The 21,417-nt window shown below is 64.6% G+C and carries 19 protein-coding genes; 18 read left to right on the forward strand and 1 reads right to left on the reverse strand.

Features of this window, described 5'->3' with window-relative positions; translation table 11 throughout:
• Positions 1-3 precede the first annotated feature (3 nt).
• The 17 genes from QFZ42_RS16180 to QFZ42_RS16260 all read left to right on the forward strand — a co-directional run bounded on the left by QFZ42_RS16180 (position 4) and on the right by QFZ42_RS16260 (position 20,181).
• Positions 4-981 (forward strand): TRAP transporter substrate-binding protein, encoded by a 978-nt coding sequence (locus QFZ42_RS16180; protein ID WP_307701923.1) that lies wholly within the window; start codon positions 4-6, stop codon positions 979-981.
• A gap of 141 nt (positions 982-1,122) precedes the next feature.
• Positions 1,123-1,611, forward strand: coding sequence for a TRAP transporter small permease (locus tag QFZ42_RS16185; RefSeq protein WP_307701924.1), 489 nt, complete (start codon positions 1,123-1,125; stop codon positions 1,609-1,611).
• Positions 1,612-1,620: 9 nt separating this feature from the next.
• The gene (locus QFZ42_RS16190; protein WP_307701925.1) at positions 1,621-2,916 is read left to right on the forward strand and encodes a TRAP transporter large permease; all 1,296 of its coding nucleotides are present in this window, start codon (positions 1,621-1,623) and stop codon (positions 2,914-2,916) included.
• Positions 2,917-2,944: 28 nt separating this feature from the next.
• Positions 2,945-4,534 (forward strand): galactarate dehydratase, encoded by a 1,590-nt coding sequence (gene garD, locus QFZ42_RS16195; protein ID WP_307701926.1) that lies wholly within the window; start codon positions 2,945-2,947, stop codon positions 4,532-4,534.
• Positions 4,535-4,571: 37 nt separating this feature from the next.
• Positions 4,572-5,333 carry an SDR family NAD(P)-dependent oxidoreductase gene (locus QFZ42_RS16200; RefSeq protein WP_307701927.1) on the forward strand — a complete coding sequence of 254 codons (762 nt, stop codon included), beginning with the start codon at positions 4,572-4,574 and terminating at the stop codon, positions 5,331-5,333.
• Between the two features lie 70 nt (positions 5,334-5,403).
• On the forward strand, positions 5,404-6,390 hold the full coding sequence (locus tag QFZ42_RS16205; RefSeq protein ID WP_307701928.1) for a Bug family tripartite tricarboxylate transporter substrate binding protein: 987 nt from the start codon (positions 5,404-5,406) through the stop codon (positions 6,388-6,390).
• A gap of 14 nt (positions 6,391-6,404) precedes the next feature.
• Entirely contained in the window at positions 6,405-7,475 is a 1,071-nt protein-coding gene (locus QFZ42_RS16210; protein WP_307701929.1) for a lactonase family protein, read from the forward strand.
• Positions 7,476-7,513: 38 nt separating this feature from the next.
• The gene (locus tag QFZ42_RS16215) at positions 7,514-8,506 is read left to right on the forward strand and encodes a Bug family tripartite tricarboxylate transporter substrate binding protein (RefSeq protein WP_307701931.1); all 993 of its coding nucleotides are present in this window, start codon (positions 7,514-7,516) and stop codon (positions 8,504-8,506) included.
• 108 nt (positions 8,507-8,614) lie between these two features.
• Positions 8,615-9,466 carry an archaetidylserine decarboxylase gene (asd, locus tag QFZ42_RS16220; protein ID WP_307701932.1) on the forward strand — a complete coding sequence of 284 codons (852 nt, stop codon included), beginning with the start codon at positions 8,615-8,617 and terminating at the stop codon, positions 9,464-9,466.
• Between the two features lie 175 nt (positions 9,467-9,641).
• Positions 9,642-10,073: a winged helix-turn-helix transcriptional regulator gene (locus QFZ42_RS16225; protein ID WP_307701933.1), complete on the forward strand. Its 432-nt coding sequence runs from the start codon at positions 9,642-9,644 to the stop codon at positions 10,071-10,073.
• A gap of 99 nt (positions 10,074-10,172) precedes the next feature.
• Complete coding sequence (locus QFZ42_RS16230) at positions 10,173-10,523, forward strand: FKBP-type peptidyl-prolyl cis-trans isomerase (protein WP_012746856.1); 351 nt, start codon at positions 10,173-10,175, stop codon at positions 10,521-10,523.
• A 154-nt stretch (positions 10,524-10,677) separates the two neighbouring features.
• On the forward strand, positions 10,678-11,253 hold the full coding sequence (grpE, locus tag QFZ42_RS16235; protein ID WP_307701934.1) for a nucleotide exchange factor GrpE: 576 nt from the start codon (positions 10,678-10,680) through the stop codon (positions 11,251-11,253).
• A 117-nt stretch (positions 11,254-11,370) separates the two neighbouring features.
• Positions 11,371-13,308 carry a molecular chaperone DnaK gene (gene dnaK, locus QFZ42_RS16240; protein WP_307701935.1) on the forward strand — a complete coding sequence of 646 codons (1,938 nt, stop codon included), beginning with the start codon at positions 11,371-11,373 and terminating at the stop codon, positions 13,306-13,308.
• Positions 13,309-13,405: 97 nt separating this feature from the next.
• Entirely contained in the window at positions 13,406-14,545 is a 1,140-nt protein-coding gene (gene dnaJ, locus QFZ42_RS16245) for a molecular chaperone DnaJ (protein ID WP_307701936.1), read from the forward strand.
• Between the two features lie 742 nt (positions 14,546-15,287).
• Positions 15,288-17,210, forward strand: coding sequence for a PrkA family serine protein kinase (locus QFZ42_RS16250; protein WP_307701937.1), 1,923 nt, complete (start codon positions 15,288-15,290; stop codon positions 17,208-17,210).
• Positions 17,211-17,273: 63 nt separating this feature from the next.
• Entirely contained in the window at positions 17,274-18,566 is a 1,293-nt protein-coding gene (locus QFZ42_RS16255) for a YeaH/YhbH family protein (RefSeq protein WP_307701938.1), read from the forward strand.
• Positions 18,567-18,627: 61 nt separating this feature from the next.
• On the forward strand, positions 18,628-20,181 hold the full coding sequence (locus QFZ42_RS16260) for a SpoVR family protein (protein ID WP_307701939.1): 1,554 nt from the start codon (positions 18,628-18,630) through the stop codon (positions 20,179-20,181).
• An 18-nt stretch (positions 20,182-20,199) separates the two neighbouring features.
• Here QFZ42_RS16260 and aroQ read toward each other — a convergent pair whose 3' ends face one another.
• On the reverse strand, positions 20,200-20,640 hold the full coding sequence (gene aroQ, locus QFZ42_RS16265; protein WP_307701940.1) for a type II 3-dehydroquinate dehydratase: 441 nt from the start codon (positions 20,638-20,640) through the stop codon (positions 20,200-20,202).
• Positions 20,641-20,716: 76 nt separating this feature from the next.
• On the opposite strand from aroQ, the gene QFZ42_RS16270 reads away from it, so the two are divergent.
• Positions 20,717-21,409, forward strand: coding sequence for a Rieske 2Fe-2S domain-containing protein (locus QFZ42_RS16270; RefSeq protein ID WP_307701941.1), 693 nt, complete (start codon positions 20,717-20,719; stop codon positions 21,407-21,409).
• The last annotated feature ends 8 nt before the right edge of the window (positions 21,410-21,417 follow it).

A 21,417-nucleotide genomic window follows, 5' to 3' on the forward strand; every position in this document is an offset into this window, starting at 1 on the left:
CAAATGAAATTCCACAAGACTCTTATCGCACTTGCCGTCGGCGCCGCAGCCGCGCTCGCCACACTGGCTGCCAGCGCCACCGAGTTCCGCTCGGCAGACATCCATCCCGACGACTATCCGACCGTGACCGCGGTCAAGTTCATGGGCGAACGGCTCAAGGCGCTGTCCGGCGGCAAGCACACCATCAAGGTGTTCAACAACAGTTCGCTCGGCAGCGAAAAAGACACCATCGAGCAGACCAAGATCGGCGCGCTGCAGATGGTGCGCGTGAACATCGCGCCGATGAACAACATCTGCGCCGAGACGCAGGTGCCGACCATGCCCTTCCTGTTCCGCTCGGTCGACCACCTGCACAAGGTGCTCGACGGCCCGATCGGCGAAGAGATCCTGAAGTCGTGCGAAAAGCAAGGCTTCGTCGGCCTCGCCTACTACGACAGCGGCGCGCGCTCGATGTTCACGGCCAAGAAGCCGGTGCGCACCTTTGCCGACATGAAGGGCCTGAAGGTCCGCGTGCAGCAATCCGACCTGTGGGTGTCGATGCTCGAAGCCATGGGCGCCAACGCCACGCCGATGCCCATGGGCGAGGTCTACACGGGCCTGAAGACCGGCCTGATCGACGCCGCCGAGAACAACTACCCCACGTATGAAAGCGCCCGCGCCTTCGAAGTGGCCAAGTACTACAGCAAGACCGAGCACTCGATGGCCCCCGAGATGCTGCTGTTCTCCAAGCGCGCGTGGGACAAGCTCTCGGCCGAAGAGCAGGGCTGGATCCGGCAGGCTGCCAAGGAATCGGTGCCCTACATGCGCAAGCAGTGGGAAGAGCGCGAGATCAAGTCGCTGGCCACGGTGAAGGCCGGTGGCGCCGAGATCATCGACGTCGACAAGGCGCCGTTCCAGGCCGCGATGAAGCCGGTATACGACAAGTTCATCACCGACGCGAAGCTCAAGGACCTCGTCAAGCGCGTGCAGGACACCAAGTAAGCAAGCCGGATTGTTGAATTGGCTCCTTCCCCTTTGGGGAAGGCCGGGATGGGGGCACGACGGCGCTGGCACAGAGACGCCGCGTGCCCCCACCCCAACCCTCCTCCAAAGGGGGAGGGAGCAAGACAAAAAAGAACCTTCATGTACACCAAACTTTGCCGCACCCTCGCCCGGGCCTGCATGTGGTTGGGCATCCTCGGTCTCGTCGCGGTGATCTGCGCGGTGAGCTGGCAGGTGTTCGGCCGCTACGTGCTCAACAACACCCCCACGTGGGCTGAAAGCCTTGCCTTGCTGCTGGTCATCTACGTCACGATGTTCGGCGTGGCTGTCGGCGTGCGCGATGCGGGCCACATCGGCCTCGAATCGTTCCTCGTGCTCGCGCCCGACTGGCTGCGCCTGAAGATGGAGTACCTGATCCACGCGCTGATCCTGCTGTTCGGCCTGGCCATGGCCTGGAACTGCGCCTCGCTCGCCGAATCGGTGTGGGACTACAGGCTGCCCACGCTCTGGATCTCCGAAGGCTGGAAATACGTGCCCGCCTCCGTGGCCGGCGTTCTCATCGTGATGTTCTCGATCGAGCACATCATCGCTTTGGCTCAAGGCCGCGAAGTCGAACCGGCCTGGGGCTGAAACCGCATCATGACGATCCCTCTCCTCATTCTTTGCCTCTCGTTCACGCTCTTCCTGCTGCTGGGCGTGCCGGTCGCTTTCTCGATCGGCCTCTCGGCCCTGGCCACGCTGCTGTATGAAGGCCTGCCGCTCGAGGTCGGTTTCCAGCAGATGACCTCGGGCATGGGCATCTTTTCGTTCCTGGCGATTCCATTCTTCATCTTTGCCGGCGAGCTGATGCTCTACGGCGGCATCGCGGACCGCATCGTCAACTTCGCGCGCAATGTCGTCGGCCATGTGCGCGGCGGCCTCGGCATGTCGAACGTGGTGGCCTGCACGCTGTTCGGCGGCGTCTCGGGCTCGCCCGTGGCGGACGTCTCGGCCATGGGCGCCGTGATGATCCCGATGATGAAGAAAGAGGGCTATCACGCCGACTACGCCGTCAACGTGACGACCCATGCGGCACTCGTCGGCGCGCTGATGCCCACCAGCCACAACCTGATCATCTATTCGCTCGCGGCGGGCGGCAAGGTGTCGATCGCGGCGCTGATCCTGGCGGCGCTGCTGCCGGCAGCGGTGCTCACGCTCAGCAACCTTGCGGCCGCTTACCTGGTGGCGGTGAAGCGCGGCTATCCGGCCGGCAGCTTCCCGGGCTGGGCCATCGTGGCGCGCTCGTTCGCGGCGGCGCTGCCGGGCCTGTTCATCGTCGTTCTGATCCTCGGCGGCATCCTGTCGGGCATCTTCACGGCGACCGAGTCGGCGGCCGTGGCGGTGCTCTATGCGCTGGCACTCACCATCTTTGTCTACCGCACGTTGAAGTGGGAACACTTCGTCAAGGCGGCATCGAAGGCGGTGCGCACCACCGGCGTGATCCTGCTCCTGATCGGCATCTCGAGCACCTTCGGCTACCTGATCAGCCTTTATGGCGTGGCCGAACTCACCGGCCAGATGCTGTCGCAGATCACGAGCACGCCGTGGGTGATCTTCCTGCTCATCAACATCATCCTGTTCGTGCTGGGCACCTTCCTCGACATGGCGGCGACGATCCTGCTGTGCACGCCCATCTTCCTGCCGATTGCCCAGCACTACGGCATGAGCTCGGTGCAGTTCGGCATCGTGATGCTGATCAACTGCGCGCTCGGCCTGAACACGCCCCCGGTGGGCACCACGCAGTTCGTGGGCTGTGCGATCGGCGGCGTGTCGGTCGGCACGGTCATGAAGACCATCTGGCCGTTCTACGGTGCGCTGATCTTCGCACTCGGCGTGGTCACCTTCGTTCCCGCGTTCTCGACCTGGCTGCCGAGCATGTTCATGGTGGTGAAATAACAAGCAGCAAGCAGATGGAAGTTCCGCGATGACCGACCCGAACACCCGACCGCCCCACACCATCCGGATGCATCCGGCGGACAACGTCGCCATCGTCGCGAACGACGGCGGCCTGCCCGCCGGCACCATCCTCGATTCCGGCCTTGCGCTGGTCGACAAGGTGCCGCAGGCGCACAAGGTGGCGCTGGAAGACATCCCCGAAGGCGGCGTGGTGCGCCGCTACAACGTGCCGATCGGCTACGCGCTCAAGCCCATCCCCGCCGGCAGCTGGGTGCACGAGCGGCTGCTGCGCATGCCCGCCGCGCGCGAGCTCGAAGGCCTGCCCATTGCCACCGTGAAGCCGCCGGCGCAACCGCCGCTCGAGGGCTACACCTTCGAGGGCTACCGCAACCTCGACGGATCGGTGGGCACCCGCAACATCCTCGCGATCACGCAAACCGTGCAGTGCGTGGCGGGCGTGGTCGACTTCGCGGTGCAGCGCATCAAGGCCGAGCTGCTGCCGAAGTACCCCCATGTCGACGACGTGGTGGGCCTCTCGCACAGCTACGGCTGCGGCGTGGCGATCGATGCGCCCGACGCGGTCATCCCCATCCGCACGCTGCGCAACATCAGCCTCAATCCGAACTTCGGCGGCGAGGTGATGGTCATCAGCCTGGGCTGCGAGAAGCTGCAGCCCGAGCGCCTGCTGCCGCCGGGCAGCATTGCGCTGGTGGACGAGCGCAACGTGGCCGACATCGGCGAGACGGCCAATGCCAAGCTGGACGTGGTGTGCCTGCAGGACGACGCGCACGTCGGCTTCATGTCGATGATCGATTCGATCATGCGGCAGGCCGAGGAACACCTCGAGCGGCTCAACGCCCGCAGGCGCGAGACCGTGCCGGCCAGCGAGCTGGTGGTGGGCGTGCAGTGCGGCGGCAGCGATGCGTTTTCCGGGGTGACGGCCAACCCGGCCGTCGGCTTCTGCACCGACCTGCTGGTGCGCGCCGGCGCCACCGTGATGTTCTCGGAAGTGACCGAGGTGCGCGACGGCATCGACCAGCTCACCTCGCGCGCCACCACGCCCGAGGTCGCCGAAGCCATGATCCGCGAGATGGCCTGGTACGACGCCTACCTGGACCGCGGCCGCGTCGACCGCAGCGCCAACACCACGCCGGGCAACAAGAAGGGCGGACTCTCGAACATCGTCGAAAAAGCCATGGGCTCGATCGTGAAGAGCGGCAGCGCGCCGATCTCGGGTGTGGTTTCTCCGGGCGAGAAAGCCCGGCAGAAAGGCCTGCTCTATGCCGCGACGCCCGCCAGCGACTTCATCTGCGGCACGCTGCAATTGGCCGCCGGCATGAACCTGCACGTGTTCACCACCGGCCGCGGCACGCCTTACGGGCTGGCCGAAGTGCCCGTGATCAAGGTCGCCACGCGCAGCGATCTCGCGCGCCGCTGGCACGACCTGATGGACGTGAACGCGGGCCGCATCGCCGACGGCGACGCCACCATCGAGGACGTGGCCTGGGAGATGTTCCGGCTGATGCTCGACGTGGCCAGCGGCAGGAAGAAAACCTGGGCCGAACAGTGGAAGCTGCACAACGCGCTGGTGCTGTTCAACCCCGCACCCGTGACCTGACCTGACCTGACCTGACCTGACCTCGAAAGGAAACACCATGGAAGATCTCAAAGGCAAGACAGCGCTCGTGACCGGCGCCAGCACCGGCATCGGTGCCGCCGTGGCGGTTGCGTTCGGGGCGCGCGGCATGCGCGTGGCGGTGCACTACAACAGCTCGGCCGATGCGGCAAACCATGTCGTCGAGACCATTCGCGCAGCCGGCGGCGACGCCTTCGCGCTGCAGGGCGACGTGCTCGACACAGCCGCCATCCGCGAATGCGTCAAGCAGACGGCGGCACGGTTCGGGCGCATCGACGTGCTGGTGAACAACGCGGGCAGCTTGGTGAAGCGCGTGCCCATTGCGGAGTTCGACGATGCGCTGTTCGACGAGGTGATGCACATCAACGCCCGCTCGGTGCTTGCGTTTGCGCGCGAGGTGGTTCCGCTCATGCGCACCCAGGGCGGCGGCAACATCATCAACGTGACTTCGGTCGCGGCGCGCACCGGCGGCGGGCCGGGCGCCTACCTGTATGCGGGCTCCAAGGGCTTCGTGAGCACCGCGACGCACGGGCTCGCCCGGGAGCTGGTCGGCGACAAGATCCGCGTCAACGCCGTCGCGCCCGGCGTCATCCAGACGCCGTTCCAGGACCGCTTCTCGACGCCCGCAATGCTCGAATCCTTCCGCACCGGCATTCCGATGGGCCGCATCGGAACGCCCGACGAATGCGTGGGCGCCTTTCTTTACCTGGCCTCGGAGCAGCTTTCGGGCTACGTCACGGGCCAGGTGATCGAAGTCAACGGCGGGCAGTACATGCCCTGACGGGAAGAGCGCCTTTCAGCCTTTTCTCGAGGCTTGCCGAATCAAGATCAATCACGGAGACAACAACCAAATGAAAAGAAGCAAATTCCTTCGCGGCCTGGCCGCCCTGTCGGCGACAGCGGGCCTTTCGCTCGGCTACGCAGCGCTCGCGACGGCCCAGAGCAACAGCAGCAACTTTCCGAATCACGCCATCGAGCTGCTGGTGCCCTATCAGCCGGGCGGCGGCACCGACGGCCTGGCGCGCGCGTTTTCCGAAGCGAGCCGCAAGCACACCTCGCAGAGCATCGTGATCGTCAACCGCCCCGGCGCCGGCGGCGCCATCGGCTGGACCGAGGTGATCAACGCACGGCCCGACGGCTACAAGCTCGCGGTGCTGACGGTGGAGTTGCTCACGCTGCCGCACCTGGGGCTGGCCAAGTTCAACTACGACGACTTCCAGCCGATTGCACAGCTCAATGCCGATCCGGCCGCCATCACCGTCAAGGCCGATGCGCCGTGGAACACGATCGAAGAATTCCTGGCTGCGGCGAAGAAGTCGCCCGAGAGCGTGCGTGTCGGCAACTCGGGCAACGGCTCGATCTGGCACCTGGCCGCGGCGGCGCTCGAAGACAAGACCGGCACCAAGTTCGGCCACATTCCTTTCCAGGGCGCGGCGCCCGCGGTGCTCGCATTGCTGGGCGGACACATCGAGGCGGTGGCGGTAAGCCCGGCCGAGGTCACGACGCATGTGCAGTCCGGCAAGCTCAAGGTGCTGATGGTCATGGCCGACAAGCGCGTGAAGGGCTTCGACAAGGTGCCCACCGCCAAGGAGCGCGGCATCGACCTGTCGATCGGCACGTGGCGCGGCCTCGGTGCGCCCAAGAACACGCCACCCGAAGTGATGGCAAAGCTGCGCGAGATCACGGCCAAGACCGCGGCCGAGCCGCTGATGCATGAAGTGATGGACAAGCAGAACCTCGGCTATGTCTACACGGACGGCGCGGTGTTCAAGGAAACGCTGGCCAAGGACAACGCCTACTTCAAGGCGCTGATCGCCAAGCTCAACATCAAGCCATGAACAGGAACACCCCCATGCTTCGCTCACTTCGTGTCGGGTTCGCGCTGCTGTCGATGGCTGCCGTCCATGCTTCGGCCGCCACCTGGGTCTATGTCTCCAACGCGGACAGCCAGGAAATCTCGGTGCTCGCGCTGGACCGCGACAAGGGCTCGCTCACGCCGGTGCAGACGCTCAATGTCGGCGGCACGGTCATGCCGATGGCGGTCAGCCACGACAAGCGCGTGCTGTATGCCGCGCTCCGCTCGCAGCCGTTCCGCGTGGTCAGCCTGTCGATCGATGCGGCCACCGGCAAGCTGCAGAAGCTCGGCGAGGCGCCGCTGGCCGACAGCATGGCCAACATCGACCTCGACGCGAGCGGCAAGTGGCTCTTTGCCGCCTCTTACCAGGGCGGCAAGATTTCGGTCAACGCCATCGGCAAGGACGGTGCGGCGGGCGCCATTCAGCAACTGGTGCAGACCGCACCGAACGCACATGCGGTTCATGCCGATGCGAGCAACCGCTTCGTGCTCGCGACCAGCCTCGGCGGCGACAACGTGTCGAGCTGGCGCTTCGACGCCGAGAAGGGGCTGCTCTCGGCCAACGATCCGCCGCTGACCATGGCCGCCGCGAAATCGGGGCCGCGCCATTTCGTCTGGGACAAGGCACAGCGCCATGTCTACCTGTTGAACGAACTCGATGCGGCCTTGCACGTGTACGCCTGGGACGCCGCGCGCGGCACGCTCAAGCTCGAGCAAAGCACCACCACGCTGCCGGCGGGCTTCACGGGCAAGCCCTGGGCGGCCGATCTGCACCTGACGCCCGACGGGCGCTTTCTGTATGCGTCGGAGCGCACCTCGAGCACGCTCTCGGCCTTCAGGGTGGACGCAGCCACCGGACAGCTGCAGCCGCTCGGCCAGACGTCGACCGAGAAAACGCCGCGCGGCTTCGCAATCGATTCGAGCGGCCGCTACCTGATTGCCGCCGGGCAGGAATCGCACGGCGTTTCGCTGTACGCCATCGATCCCACGACCGGCGCGCTGGGCACCCCTTCGCGCCTCGGCCTGGGCAAGAACCCGAACTGGATCGAAATCGTCGACACGCCGTGACGACGAAACCGAACATCATCATCAAAGGAGATATCGCAATGCAACGCCGCACACTGATTCGCACGGCCCTGGCCTCTTCGCTCGCCGCGGGCCTGCCGGCTTTCGCCCAGGGCCCGAACAACTGGCCCACGGGCAAGGCCATCACGTATCTCGTGCCGTTCCCTGCGGGCGGCACGACCGACGTGCTGGCCCGCCTGATCGGCCAGAAGCTCGGCACGGTGCTGGGCACCAGCGTGATCGTCGACAACAAGGGCGGCGCCGGCGGCAGCGTGGGCTCGGAAATCGGCGCGCGCGCGGCGCCCGATGGCTTCATGCTCGTCGGCGGTACCGTCAGCTCGCATGCGATCAACATCAGCCTGTACCCGAAACTCGGCTACGACCCGCAGAAGTCGTTTGCCCCGGTGACGCTGATCGGCACCAACCCGCTGGTGCTGGTGGTGAACCAGGCCAGCCCCTACAAGACCTTGAAGGACGTGCTCGAAGCCAGCAAGACCAAGTCGGGCGGGCTGTCGTCGGCGTCGGCCGGCACGGGCACCTCGCAGCATCTGTCGCTCGAGCTGCTGGCGTTCAAGTCGGGCGTGAAGTTCACGCACATCCCGTACAAGGGCAGCGGTCCGGCCATTCAGGACGTGATCGGCGGCCAGGTCGACATGATGTTCGACACCACGGTGGTGGCGGGTCCGCACATCCAGAGCGGCAAGCTGCGCGCCATTGCCGTGACCTCGGCCAAGCGCCTGGCTTCGATGCCCGACGTGCCGACCGTCGCGGAGTCCGGCATCGCGGGCCTGCAGGACTTCGAGGTGCTGTCGTGGCAGGCGATCTTCGTGCCCGCGGGCACGCCGGCGCCCATCGTCGACCGGCTGCACACCGAAATCCGCAAGATTCTTGCAACGCCCGAGATGCAGGACAAGCTCAAGGGCTTCGGCATGGAACCCGCCGACCTGAGCACGGCAAAGATCGCGGCCTTCCAGAAGGCCGAGGTCGAGAAGTGGGCCCAGGTGATCAAGGCGGCGGGCATCAAGGCGGATTGATTTCGCGGGAGGGCCGAGCGATACAAGGGAAGCTTCCTACGCCCGGCCCCGCGGGGCCTTTATAGAATGCCCCTCCGATTTGCATTCCAGGCTTCCGGCCTTCCACACGTGTCCGACCGCTCAGCCGTACTGCACCAATACCTGTTTCCCAAGCAGGCCCTGACGAACTTCGCCGGCTGGGTCGCAGGCAAGGAACGCGGCGCCGTCACCACGTGGATCATCCGGCGCTTCGTCGCCAAGTACGGTGTCGACATGGGCGAAGCGCTCGAGTCCGACATCCACCACTACAAGAGCTTCAACCAGTTCTTCACGCGCGCGCTCAAGCCCGGCGTGCGGCCACTTGCAGAGGCCGACCTCGTGTGTCCGGTGGACGGCGCCATCAGCCAGTTCGGCGCCATCGAGGGCGACCAGATCTTCCAGGCCAAGGGCCACAACTACACGACGACCGCGCTGGTCGGCGGCGACTCGACGCTCGCGGCCCGGTTCGCGCACGGCAGCTTCGCCACGCTGTACCTGAGCCCCAAGGACTACCACCGCATCCACATGCCGTGCGACGGGCGGCTGCTGCGCATGATCTACGTGCCCGGCGACCTGTTCTCGGTCAACCCGGCCACCGCCCGCGGCGTGCCCGGCCTGTTCGCGCGCAACGAACGCGTGGTCTGCGTGTTCGAGTCGGCGCGCGGGCCTTTCGTGCTGGTGCTGGTGGGTGCGACCATCGTCGGCAGCATGGCCACCGTATGGCACGGCGTCGTCAATCCGCCGCGCGGGGGCGAGCTGCGCGAATGGCACTACGCCGACCAGCAGATCGTGCTCAAGCAAGGCGAGGAGATGGGCCGCTTCCTGCTCGGATCCACCGTCGTCATGCTGTTCCCGGCGCCGGCGGTGGTCTTCAATCCCGACTGGTCGCCCACGCGTGCGGTCCGCTTGGGCGAAGCCATGGGCGACTTTGTTAATTTGTGAGGCTTTGTCTCAGGGCCCGCGTGCAGCATGCGCCCGTAGCTATAAAACTAGTAGCATCGTGATCCTTGCGCTATAGTCGCCGGCCAACGAGCGGACATAGCCAGCCAACAAGAACGCGAGGCACCGGCCCTGCCCCCAGGATCGATGGCCCGCCCAGCCCGAGGAGATGATGTCGATGAGTACCAAGGAAAACGCAGCCGTCAGCCAGCTCCTGGCACTGCTCGAAGCCCGCTACGCGCTGCGCGTGCTCTGGGCGCTGCGCGACGGCCATGCCCAGACCTTCCGTCTGCTGCAGGACAGCGTCGGCGGCATCACCCCCAACACGCTCAATACCCGTATCAAGGAACTGCGAGAAGCCGGCCTCGTCAGCCATGGCGGCGACGGCTACAGCCTCACGGTGAGCGGGCAAGACCTGCTCAAGCGGCTGTCCGACCTGCAGGCCTTCGCGGGCAAGTGGCAACTGGGCCAGGTCAAAAAGGCGGCGGCGCCCGCAGCGCCCGCGCCGGCTGCTTCCTCCCCCGCCGCACCGGCCCCACCATCTTCTTCGTCTCCCTCGGCGCCGTCCGCACCATCTTCACCTGCCCCGCCGCTTGACACTGCCAATTGAGCAGCTCGGCCGGCCTGTGCCGGGGCGTCGGTAAACTTCGTGCCTTCCGTCTGCTTATCCATCCATTCATCCTCCAACATTGACGCAAGGAGCGTTCACATGCCTACCACTCCCTCCGGCCTGCAATACGAAGACACCACCGTGGGCGACGGCGCCGAAGCCAAGGCCGGCCAACACGTGCACGTGCACTACACCGGCTGGCTCTACAACGACGGCGTGCAAGGCGCCAAGTTCGACTCGAGCCGCGACCGCAACGACCCGTTCGCGTTCTCGCTGGGCGCCGGCCAGGTCATCAAGGGCTGGGACGAAGGCGTCGCCGGCATGAAGATCGGCGGCAAGCGCACGCTGATCATTCCCGCTTCGCTGGGCTACGGCGCACGCGGCGCGGGCGGCGTGATTCCTCCGAACGCCACGCTGAAGTTCGACGTCGAACTGCTCGACGCGCACTGAAGGTTCGCCCCCAACTTGGCACGAAGGCCCGATTGCGGGCCTTTTTCATGCCTCCGCGACCCTTTTTGCCCCATTTTTTCGCTTGAAATGCCCCTGACCAGCCCCAAGTGGCTGGCTATCGTTTGTTTCCCGGCATCACACCGTTCTCTGAAAAATGTCCGACCCGCAACAATCCTCACAGAATTCGCAAATGCTGCAAGGCGAGCCGAGCCCCGAAGAACTGGAGGCCGCGCAGGCTGCCAATGAAGCCGAGGCCCAAGACGCCTTGGCCGCGGCCCAAGGCGAACTCGCTGCCCTGCAGACCAAGAATGCCGAACTGGCCGACCAGTACCTTCGCGCCCAGGCCGACGTGCAGAACGCGCGCCGCCGCGCCGACGACGAAATCACCAAGGCGCGCAAGTTCGCGGTCGAGGCCTTTGCCGAGAGCCTGCTGCCCGTGACCGACAGCCTCGAGGCCGGCCTTGCCATCAAGGACGCCACGCCCGAGCAGATCCGCGAAGGCGCCGAAGCCACGCTGCGCCAGCTGAAGAGCGCGCTCGAACGCAACAAGGTGATCGAGGTGGCTCCGGCCGCGGGCACCAAGTTCGACCCGCACCAGCACCAGGCCATCTCGGTGGTGCCCGCGCCCGACCAGGAGCCGAACACCGTGGTGAGCGTGCTCCAGAAGGGCTACACCATCAACGAGCGCGTGCTGCGCCCGGCGCTGGTCACCGTCAGCGCGCCCAAGTAACCCGCACGACCGATACACACGATTCCCACAGGAAATCCCCGCTTCATACCTTGAATCGCGCTGGGTTATCCACAAGTTCATAACAACATATTTTTCAGGCTTTCAGGAGTACAGAACATGGCAAAGATCATCGGCATCGACCTCGGCACCACCAACTCGTGCGTGTCGATCATGGAAGGCAACACCACGCGTGTGATCGAAAACTCGGAAGGTGCGCGCACCACGCCGTCGATCGTGGCTTACCAGGAAGACGGCGAAGTGCTGGTCGGAGCCTCGGCCAAGCGCCAGGCGGTCACGAATCCCAAGAACACGCTGTACGCGATCAAGCGCCTGATCGGCCGCAAGTTCGAAGAGAAAGAAGTCCAGAAGGACATCGACCTGATGCCCTACACCATCGCGAAGGCCGACAACGGCGACGCATGGGTGGAAGTGCGTGGCAAGAAGATCGCGCCCCAGCAGGTCAGCGCCGACATCCTGCGCAAGATGAAGAAGACCGCCGAAGACTATCTCGGCGAAACCATCACCGAGGCCGTGATCACGGTGCCGGCCTACTTCAACGACGCCCAGCGCCAGGCCACCAAGGACGCCGGACGCATTGCGGGCCTGGACGTCAAGCGCATCATCAACGAGCCCACCGCAGCGGCACTGGCCTTCGGCCTGGACAAGCAGGACAAGGCCGACCGCAAGATCGCCGTGTATGACCTGGGCGGCGGCACCTTCGACGTGTCGATCATCGAGATTGCGGACGTCGACGGCGAAAAGCAGTTCGAAGTGCTGTCGACCAACGGCGACACCTTCCTGGGCGGCGAAGACTTCGACCAGCGCATCATCGACTACATCATCGGCGAGTTCAAGAAAGAGCAAGGCGTCGACCTGGGCAAGGACGTGCTCGCACTGCAGCGCCTGAAGGAAGCCGCCGAGAAGGCCAAGATCGAACTGTCGAACAGCGCGCAGACCGACATCAACCTGCCCTACATCACGGCCGATGCCTCGGGTCCGAAGCACCTGAACATCAAGCTCACCCGCGCCAAGCTCGAAAGCCTGGTCGACGAGCTGGTCGAGCGCACCATTGCGCCCTGCCGCCTGGCCATCAAGGATGCCGGCATCAGCGTGTCGGACATCAACGACGTGATCCTGGTCGGCGGCATGACCCGCATGCCCAAGGTGCAGGAAAAGGTGAAGGCCTTCTTCGGCAAGGAGCCGCGCAAGGACGTGAACCCCGACGAAGCCGTGGCTGTCGGCGCCGCCATCCAGGGCCAGGTGCTCTCGGGCGACCGCAAGGACGTGCTGCTGCTCGACGTGACCCCGCTGTCGCTGGGCATCGAGACCATGGGCGGCGTGATGACCAAGATGATCACGAAGAACACCACGATCCCGACGAAGTTCGCGCAGACCTTCTCCACCGCTGAAGACAACCAGCCGGCCGTGACCATCAAGGTGTTCCAGGGCGAGCGCGAGATCGCCTCGGGCAACAAGCTGCTCGGCGAATTCAACCTCGAGGGCATTCCGCCGGCATCGCGCGGCACGCCGCAGATCGAGGTGAGCTTCGACATCGACGCCAACGGCATCCTGCACGTGGGTGCCAAGGACAAGGGCACCGGCAAGGAAAACAAGATCACCATCAAGGCGAACTCGGGCCTTTCGGAAGACGAGATCCAGAAGATGGTGAAGGACGCCGAACTCAACGCGGCCGACGACAAGAAGAAGCTCGAGATCGTCCAGGCCCGCAACCAGGGCGAAGCCATGGTGCACAGCGTGAAGAAGTCGCTCGGCGAACACGGCGCGAGCCTCGAAGCCGCTGAGAAGGAAGCGATCGAGACCGCGATCAAGGACCTGGAAGAAGCCCTGAAGGGCGAAGACAAGACCTCGATCGAGGAAAAGACCAACACGCTGATGACCGCGAGCCAGAAGCTGGGCGAAAAAATGTACGCCGAGGCGCAGGCCGCGGCAGGCGCCGCCGGCGGCCCCGGTGCCGCTGCTGGCCCGGAAGCTGCGAGCGCACCGGCCGACGACAACGTGGTCGACGCCGAAGTCAAGGAAGTCAAGAAAGGCTGATCCCCGGCCCTTCGAACAAGGCTGGATCACCTGACCGGGTGCTCCAGCCTTTCTCGCTTCAAGTTACGGCTTCACGCCCGCCCCGACCGAATCAGCCATGGCCACAAAACGCGACTACTACGAAACCCTCGGCGTCCCCAAGAACGCGAGCGAGGAAGAAATCAAGAAGGCTTATCGCAAGCTTGCGATGAAGCACCACCCGGACCGCAACCACGGCGACACCAGCAAGGACGCCGAGGCCAAGTTCAAGGAGGTGAAAGAAGCCTACGAAATGCTGTCCGACGGACAGAAACGCGCGGCCTACGACCAGTACGGCCACGCGGGCGTCGACCCGAACATGCGCGGCGGCCCGGGCGCCGAGGGCTTCGGCGGCTTTGCGGAAGCCTTCGGCGACATCTTCGGCGACGTGTTCGGCGGCGCGCGCGGCGGGCGCCAGAGCGGCGGCCGCCAGGTGTTCCGCGGCAGCGACCTGAGCTACGCCATGGAGGTCACGCTGGAAGAAGCGGCCGAAGGCAAGGAAGCGCAGATCCGCATTCCGAGCTGGGACAACTGCGGCACCTGCCACGGTTCGGGCGCCAAGCCCGGCACCAAGCCCATCACCTGCACCACCTGCCACGGCGCCGGCGCCGTGCAGATGCGACAGGGCTTCTTCAGCGTGCAGCAGACCTGCCCCACCTGCCATGGCAGCGGCAAGATCATTCCCGAGCCCTGCACCGTGTGCCATGGCCAGGGCAAGATCAAGAACAACAAGACGCTCGAGGTCAAGATTCCGGCCGGCATCGACGACGGCATGCGCATCCGCAGCACCGGCAACGGCGAGCCCGGCACCAACGGCGGCCCGCCCGGCGACCTCTACATCGAGATCCGCCTCAAGAAGCACGAGCTGTTCGAACGCGACGGCGACGACCTGCACTGCGTGGTGCCGGTCAGCGTGACCACGGCCGCGCTCGGCGGCGAGATCAACGTGCCCACGCTCAAGGGCGCCGCCGCCATCGATATTCCCGACGGCACCCAGAGCGGCAAGCAGTTCCGCCTGCGCGGCAAGGGCATCAAGGGCGTGCGTTCGAGCTACCCCGGCGACCTGTACTGCCACGTGCGCGTCGAAACGCCGGTCAAGCTCACCGAGCACCAGCGCAAGCTGCTGAAGGAGCTTGACGAGTCGCTCAAGAAAGGCGGCGACAAGCACAGCCCCACCGACAAGGGCTGGCTCGACAAGGCCAAGGAATTCTTCAGCTGAAGAAGCATCCGTAAGAAACAGGGCGCACGCGCAGCGTCCTGTTTCGCGTCCCCTGCGCCCTGTCGGGGCGGTTCACACGACCGAGGGGACGGCCGTTTCCCCTGTGTTTTCAAGTAGTTGCCGGCCGCGGCGCGGGCCGGCTCCGCTGCGGCCGATGGCGCCGCACGCGAACGGTGCCTGCCGACCCGGTTCGGTGCCGCGCACCACGACGGCCCACCGCTCGGAACCACGCCGACCGAGCTTTGGCGCGCTTTCCCACGCAGACATGCGCGACCGGCCCATCAAAAGATGGCGCGTAGATTGCTTTTATATATTTTCGTTTGAGCAATAAACCCAAACAGGCCACGGCGCGTTATTGTTGTGATGTAGCCGTTTTTGAGCCACGGGGGCTCATTAGGAGAAGCTTTCGCCGGAAAAGATGCAATGACTGCATAGGCCGATTGCCATAGGTATTTTCACTGGGCACCGGGGTTGCACCAAGACCGTTTGCCGAACCTTGAAATTTAGCTGGAATTTGCGAAATGGTGCGGGTTTTTCTTGGGAACTTTACTCGGCACTGTGGTTCTGATTTAACAAATAATATTACGGGTGCACTCTTTGCTTTATGCTGTTTGTGCAGATGTGATTAAGGGAGTTTTCCACGGCTTGCAGCCATGGGCGGGCACACCTTTAAAAAAGATGCGACGCATTGCGGCTGCTGGCCTCGGGCTTAAAAACCCGCAGACTTGATGGAGGCGTGACCATGGATGTGATCAGCAACTTTGCCGCCCGTTACGAGCGCACCCGCGAGGAAGTCCTCTCGCTGCAGGACTACCTGGATATTTGCAAACGCGACCCCACAGCGTATGCCACTGCGTCCGAGCGGATGCTCAAGGCGATCGGCGAACCCGAGCTGGTCGACACGCGCAACGACCCCCGGCTTTCGCGAATCTTCGCGAACAAGGTCATCAAGATCTACCCGGCGTTCAAGGAGTTCTACGGCATGGAGGACGCCATCGAACAGGTGGTGTCGTACTTCAGGCATGCCGCGCAGGGCCTCGAAGAAAAGAAACAGATCCTCTACCTGCTCGGCCCCGTCGGCGGCGGCAAGAGCTCGATCGCCGAGCGCCTGAAGCAGCTCATGGAGCACGTGCCGTTCTATGCCATCCAGGGTTCGCCGGTCAACGAAACGCCGCTCGGCCTGTTCGACACCCTCGAGGACGGTGAAATCCTCGAAAAGGAATACGGCATTCCGCAGCGCTACCTGAACCGCATCCTCTCGCCCTGGGCCGTCAAGCGGCTCGAAGAATACGGCGGCGACATCCGGCAGTTCAAGGTGGTCAAGCGCTATCCCTCGGTGCTGCGGCAGATCGCCGTGGCCAAGACCGAACCGGGCGACGAGAACAACCAGGACATCTCCTCGCTGGTCGGCAAGATCGACATCCGCAAGCTCGAGACCTACGCCCAGGACGACCCCGATGCCTACGCCTACTCGGGCGGCCTGTGCCTGGCCAACCAGGGCCTGCTGGAGTTCGTGGAAATGTTCAAGGCGCCCATCAAGGTGCTGCACCCGCTGCTCACCGCCACGCAGGAAGGCAACTTCAAGGGGACCGAAGGCTTCGGCGCCATTCCGTTCGACGGCATCGTGCTGGCGCACAGCAACGAGAGCGAATGGAAGGCCTTCCGCAACAACAAGAACAACGAGGCTTTTCTCGACCGGATCTACATCGTCAAGATTCCCTACTGCCTGCGCGCCTCGGAAGAAATCAAGATCTACGAGAAGCTGGTGCGCAACTCGTCGCTCGCCAAGGCGCCCTGCGCGCCCGGCACGCTGCGCATGATGGCCCAGCTCTCGGTGCTCACGCGGCTGAAGGAGCCCGAGAACTCCAGCATCTTCAGCAAGATGCAGGTGTACGACGGCGAGAACCTCAAGGACACCGACCCCAAGGCCAAGTCGATCCAGGAATACCGCGACTACGCCGGGGTCGACGAAGGCATGAGCGGCGTCTCGACCCGCTTCGCGTTCAAGATCATCTCGAAGGTCTTCAACTTCGACAGTTCCGAGGTGGCAGCCAACCCGGTGCACCTGATGTATGTGCTCGAGCAGCAGATCGAACGCGAGCAGTTCCCGCCGGAAACCGAGCAGAAGTACATCAGCTACATCAAGGAGCTGCTGGCGCCGCGCTATGCCGAGTTCATCGGCAAGGAAATCCAGACCGCCTACCTCGAGAGCTACAGCGAGTACGGCCAGAACATCTTCGACCGCTACGTCACCTATGCCGACTACTGGATCCAGGACCAGGAGTTCCGCGACGTGGACACCGGCGAGGTGTTCGACCGCGCCTCGCTCAACGCCGAGCTCGAAAAGATCGAGCGGCCCGCCGGCATCGGCAACCCGAAGGACTTCCGCAACGAGATCGTCAACTTCGTGCTGCGCGCGCGCGCAGGCAACGCGGGGCGCAACCCCGCCTGGACCAGCTACGAAAAGCTGCGCGCCGTCATCGAGAAGAAAATGTTCTCCAACACCGAGGAACTCCTTCCGGTGATCAGCTTCAACACCAAGAGCAGTGCCGACGAGCAGAAGAAGCACGAAGACTTCGTGACCCGCATGGTCGAGAAGGGCTACACGGCCAAGCAGGTTCGCCTGCTCTGCGAGTGGTACCTGCGGGTACGCAAGAGTTCATAGCGACAGTTCACAGCGGCGAGGCCGGGGCCTCGTCCCCTTTTTGCAAGGAGCTTTGACATCATCGTGGCCATCCTGCAGCAGATCATCGACCGCCGGCTTTCGGGCAAGAACAAGTCCATTGGCAATCGCGAGCGCTTTCTTCGGCGCTACAAGGGACAGATCCAGGAGGCCGTGCGGCGCGCGGTCAGCGGGCGCAACATCCGCGAACTGGAGCAAGGCGAAGATGTCACCCTGCCGCGCCACGACGTGTCCGAACCGGTGTTCGGCCATGCGCGCGGCGGCGACCGCGAGTACGTGCATCCGGGCAATCAGGAATACCTGAAGGGCGACCGCATCGCGCGGCCCGAAGGGCAGGCCGGCGGCGGCTCGGGAAGCGGCGAGGCCGGGGACGGCGGCGAGGGTGAAGACGACTTCGTGTTCCGCCTCACGCGCGAAGAATTCATGCGCGTCTTCTTCGACGACCTGGCGCTGCCGCACCTCATTCGCACGCAGATCGCCGAGGTGCCTGAATGGAAGAGCCACCGCGCCGGCTTCACGAACGACGGCACGCCCAACAACCTGCACGTGGTGCGCTCCATGCGCGGTGCACTGGCACGGCGCATTGCGCTCGGCGGCGAGCCGCGCAAGGAGCTGCGCCGCCTGGAGGCGCACCTGCTGCACCTGCAGCAGCATCCGCAGGTTGCGCAACCCTTCATCCAGAAGGAAATCCGCGAAACCGAGGAGCGCATTGCCGAGTTGCGGCGAACCGCTCGGCATGTGCCGTACATCGACCCGATCGACCTGCGCTACCGCAACCGCGTGAAGACGCCGGTGCCCAGCGCCAAGGCCGTGATGTTCTGCCTCATGGACGTTTCCGGCTCGATGGACGAGGCGCGCAAGGACATGGCCAAGCGCTTCTTCATGCTGCTCTACATGTTCCTCACGCGCCACTACGAAACCATCGACCTGGTGTTTCTGCGCCACCACACGCAGGCGCAGGAAGTGAACGAGGAAGAGTTCTTCCATGCCACCGAAACCGGCGGCACGGTGGTGTCGAGCGCGCTGGTGCTGATGGATGAAATCATCAAGGCGCGCTACCCGAGCGGCGAATGGAACGTCTACGGCGCGCAAGCCAGCGACGGCGACAACTGGCACCAGGACAGCGGGCGCTGCCGCGAGCTGCTGGTGGACCACATCCTTCCGGTGGTGCGCTACTACGCCTACGTGCAGGTCGCCGAAACCGAGCAGAACCTGTGGCAGGAATACGCGCAGCTCGAAGGCATACAGCCCAACTTCGCGATGCGCAAGGTGTCGGACGCGCGGGACATCTACCCCGTGTTCCGCGATCTCTTCAAGAAGGAAGGGGTGCCCGCATGAGCCTCCGCCCGGCCACCCCGAAGGGAGCTCGCACCGCAGTGCAAAGCACGAAGGGACCTCAATGACTTCCGACCACCCTTCCCTCGAGCGCACGAATGCCACGGGGCGCCTGGAGCGCCTGCCCAGCCCCTCGGACTGGACCTTCGATCTCATCGAGACCTATCACACCGAGATCGCGAAGACGGCCAAGAGCTTCGGACTGGATGTGTATCCGAACCAGCTCGAGGTGATCACCGCCGAGCAGATGATGGATGCCTATGCCAGCGTCGGCATGCCCATGATCTACCGCCACTGGTCGTACGGCAAACAGTTCATCGCCACCGAAAAGAACTACCGCCGCGGCCACATGGGACTGGCCTACGAGATCGTCATCAACTCCGACCCCTGCATTGCCTACCTGATGGAAGAAAACACCATGGCCATGCAGGCCCTGGTGATTGCGCATGCGGCCTATGGCCACAACAGCTTCTTCAAGGGCAACTACCTGTTCCGGATGTGGACCGATGCGTCCTCGATCATCGACTACCTCGTGTATGCACGGCACTACATCGCCGAATGCGAAGAGCGCCACGGCCTCGACGCCGTGGAGCAGCTGCTCGACTCCTGCCATGCGCTGATGAACTACGGCGTCGACCGCTATCGCCGTCCCCAGAAACGATCGCTGGCGCAGGAGGGTACGCAGCGCGCCGAACGCGAGCGCTACATGCAGCAGCAGGTGAACGACCTGTGGCGCACCCTGCCGCGCCGCAGCGACCACGCCACGGAGTCCGACGCGTCCCGCCGCTTTCCTTCGGAACCGCAGGAGAACCTGCTCTATTTCATCGAGAAGAACGCCGCGCTGCTCGAACCGTGGCAGCGCGAGGTGGTGCGCATCGTTCGCAAGATCGCCCAGTACTTCTATCCGCAGCGCCAGACCCAGGTCATGAACGAGGGCTGGGCCACGTTCTGGCACTACACGCTGCTGAACACCATGTACGACCGCGGCCAGCTTGCCGACGGTTTCATGATGGAATGGCTCAGTTCGCACACGGGTGTGATCTTCCAGCCGCCCGTGGGGCATCGCGCCTATAGCGGCATCAACCCCTACGCGCTGGGCTTCGCCATGTTCACGGAGCTGCGGCGCATCTGCGAAAAACCCACCGAGGAAGACAAGCGCTGGTTTCCCGACTTCGCGGGCAGCGACTGGGTCAAGACGCTCGACTATGCGATGCGCAACTTCAAGGACGAGAGCTTCATCGGCCAGTTCCTGAGCCCGAAGACGATGCGCGATTTCAGGCTGTTCTCGATCCGCGACCACCAGAGCGAGTCCGAGCTCGAAGTCTCCGCCATTCACGACGACAGCGGCTATCAGGCGCTGCGCGAATCGCTGTCACGCCAGTACGACATCAGCAGCAGGGAGCCCGACATCCAGGTGTGGAACGTCAATATGCGCGGCGACCGCGCGCTGACGCTGCGTCACACGCAGCGCAACAACCTGCCGTTGCACGACGACGCCGAAGAGGTCTTGAAGCACGTTGCGCGGCTGTGGGGTTTCGACGTGCACCTGGAGAGCGTCGATGCCCAAGGCCACATCAGCCGTAGCTGGAAGGCCGCGGCGCCGAAACAGACCGACTGATCGATTGACCTGAAGGGCTCAGGGCACCAGGGCCGCGATGGCCAGTGCGTAGCCTTTCACGCCCAGGCCGACGATGATGCCGCGTGCCGCAGGTGAAATGTACGAGCGGTGGCGAAACTCCTCGCGCGCGTGCACGTTCGAGATGTGCAGCTCGATCAGCGGCACGCTCGCACCCTTGATGGCGTCGTGCAGCGCAATCGACGTGTGGGTGTAGGCGCCCGGGTTCATCACCACGCCGAGCATGTTGCCGGCGGCCACCTCGCGGCCCGCCTCGTGGATCCAGTCGATCAGCACGCCCTCGTGGTTCGACTGGCGGCACTCGATTTCGATGCCATGCTTCGCGCCGGCCTCCGTGCACAGGCGTTCGACGTCGGCCAGCGTGTCGCGTCCGTATTGCTCCGGCTCTCGCGTGCCGAGCAGGTTGAGGTTGGGGCCGTTGAGGACGAGTATTTTCTTCATGATGAATGGCGTCTGGCGATGCCGCCATTATGAGTGCCGCGCTCCGGCGAAGACTTGCGCTAAGGTAACGCGCATCATGACGAACGCAGACAGCATTTCACCCTGGCATCCGGTGGCCCGCTCGGCCGATGTGCGCCCGGGCGCCAACATCGTCGCGGGCTTTGCCCAAGGCCAGGAGCTCGCGCTCTGGCGTTCGGCCGACGGCGCGGCGCAGGCGTGGGAGAACCGCTGCCCGCACCGCAGCGTGCGCTTCACGCTGGGGCGGGTGGCGCAAGACAGCCTGTCCTGCGCGTACCACGGCTGGCAATACGCGGCCGGCAGCGGCCAGTGCATCGGCATTCCCGCACACCCCGGCATGCCGCCGCCGCGCAACGTATGCGCCAAGGTGTTCAGCGCGGTCGATTCGGCCGGCATGCTCTGGGTGAATCTCGTATCCGAGGCCCCGCCCCGCCCGCCGCGGGACGACATCGTGCCTGCCGGCCGGTCGTTCTGCCGCACGCTCACGGCACGCACCGATGCAGCCAGCGTACGCGGCGCGCTCGCCCGGCGCGGCTTCGCGGCCGATGCGGCAGGCATGGGCTGGCACGGCGTACTCGGCCAGGCCGACACGCTGGCCCTGGTGCTCGACGCGCAGCCGCAGCTGGCCTTCATTCACCTCTGGGCCGATGCCGCGCCCGGCACCAACGCGATGACGACGCTGCACATTGCCGCACGCAGTCTGCGCAGCGAGATCGAAGAAGAACGCCGCCGGCCGCAAGAGGCAGCCTGACGAGAACC

The organism is Variovorax paradoxus, assembly GCF_030815855.1.
Taxonomy (GTDB): domain Bacteria; phylum Pseudomonadota; class Gammaproteobacteria; order Burkholderiales; family Burkholderiaceae_C; genus Variovorax; species Variovorax paradoxus_M.

Coding starts and splice junctions, on each gene's coding strand:
- QFZ42_RS16180 (WP_307701923.1), top strand. CDS start 4: ATGAAATTCCACAAGACTCTTATCGCACTTGCCGTCGGCGCCGCAGCC.
- QFZ42_RS16185 (WP_307701924.1), top strand. CDS start 1,123: ATGTACACCAAACTTTGCCGCACCCTCGCCCGGGCCTGCATGTGGTTG.
- QFZ42_RS16190 (WP_307701925.1), top strand. CDS start 1,621: ATGACGATCCCTCTCCTCATTCTTTGCCTCTCGTTCACGCTCTTCCTG.
- garD (WP_307701926.1), top strand. CDS start 2,945: ATGACCGACCCGAACACCCGACCGCCCCACACCATCCGGATGCATCCG.
- QFZ42_RS16200 (WP_307701927.1), top strand. CDS start 4,572: ATGGAAGATCTCAAAGGCAAGACAGCGCTCGTGACCGGCGCCAGCACC.
- QFZ42_RS16205 (WP_307701928.1), top strand. CDS start 5,404: ATGAAAAGAAGCAAATTCCTTCGCGGCCTGGCCGCCCTGTCGGCGACA.
- QFZ42_RS16210 (WP_307701929.1), top strand. CDS start 6,405: ATGCTTCGCTCACTTCGTGTCGGGTTCGCGCTGCTGTCGATGGCTGCC.
- QFZ42_RS16215 (WP_307701931.1), top strand. CDS start 7,514: ATGCAACGCCGCACACTGATTCGCACGGCCCTGGCCTCTTCGCTCGCC.
- QFZ42_RS16225 (WP_307701933.1), top strand. CDS start 9,642: ATGAGTACCAAGGAAAACGCAGCCGTCAGCCAGCTCCTGGCACTGCTC.
- QFZ42_RS16230 (WP_012746856.1), top strand. CDS start 10,173: ATGCCTACCACTCCCTCCGGCCTGCAATACGAAGACACCACCGTGGGC.
- grpE (WP_307701934.1), top strand. CDS start 10,678: ATGTCCGACCCGCAACAATCCTCACAGAATTCGCAAATGCTGCAAGGC.
- dnaK (WP_307701935.1), top strand. CDS start 11,371: ATGGCAAAGATCATCGGCATCGACCTCGGCACCACCAACTCGTGCGTG.
- dnaJ (WP_307701936.1), top strand. CDS start 13,406: ATGGCCACAAAACGCGACTACTACGAAACCCTCGGCGTCCCCAAGAAC.
- QFZ42_RS16250 (WP_307701937.1), top strand. CDS start 15,288: ATGGATGTGATCAGCAACTTTGCCGCCCGTTACGAGCGCACCCGCGAG.
- QFZ42_RS16260 (WP_307701939.1), top strand. CDS start 18,628: ATGACTTCCGACCACCCTTCCCTCGAGCGCACGAATGCCACGGGGCGC.
- aroQ (WP_307701940.1), bottom strand. CDS start 20,640: ATGAAGAAAATACTCGTCCTCAACGGCCCCAACCTCAACCTGCTCGGC.
- QFZ42_RS16270 (WP_307701941.1), top strand. CDS start 20,717: ATGACGAACGCAGACAGCATTTCACCCTGGCATCCGGTGGCCCGCTCG.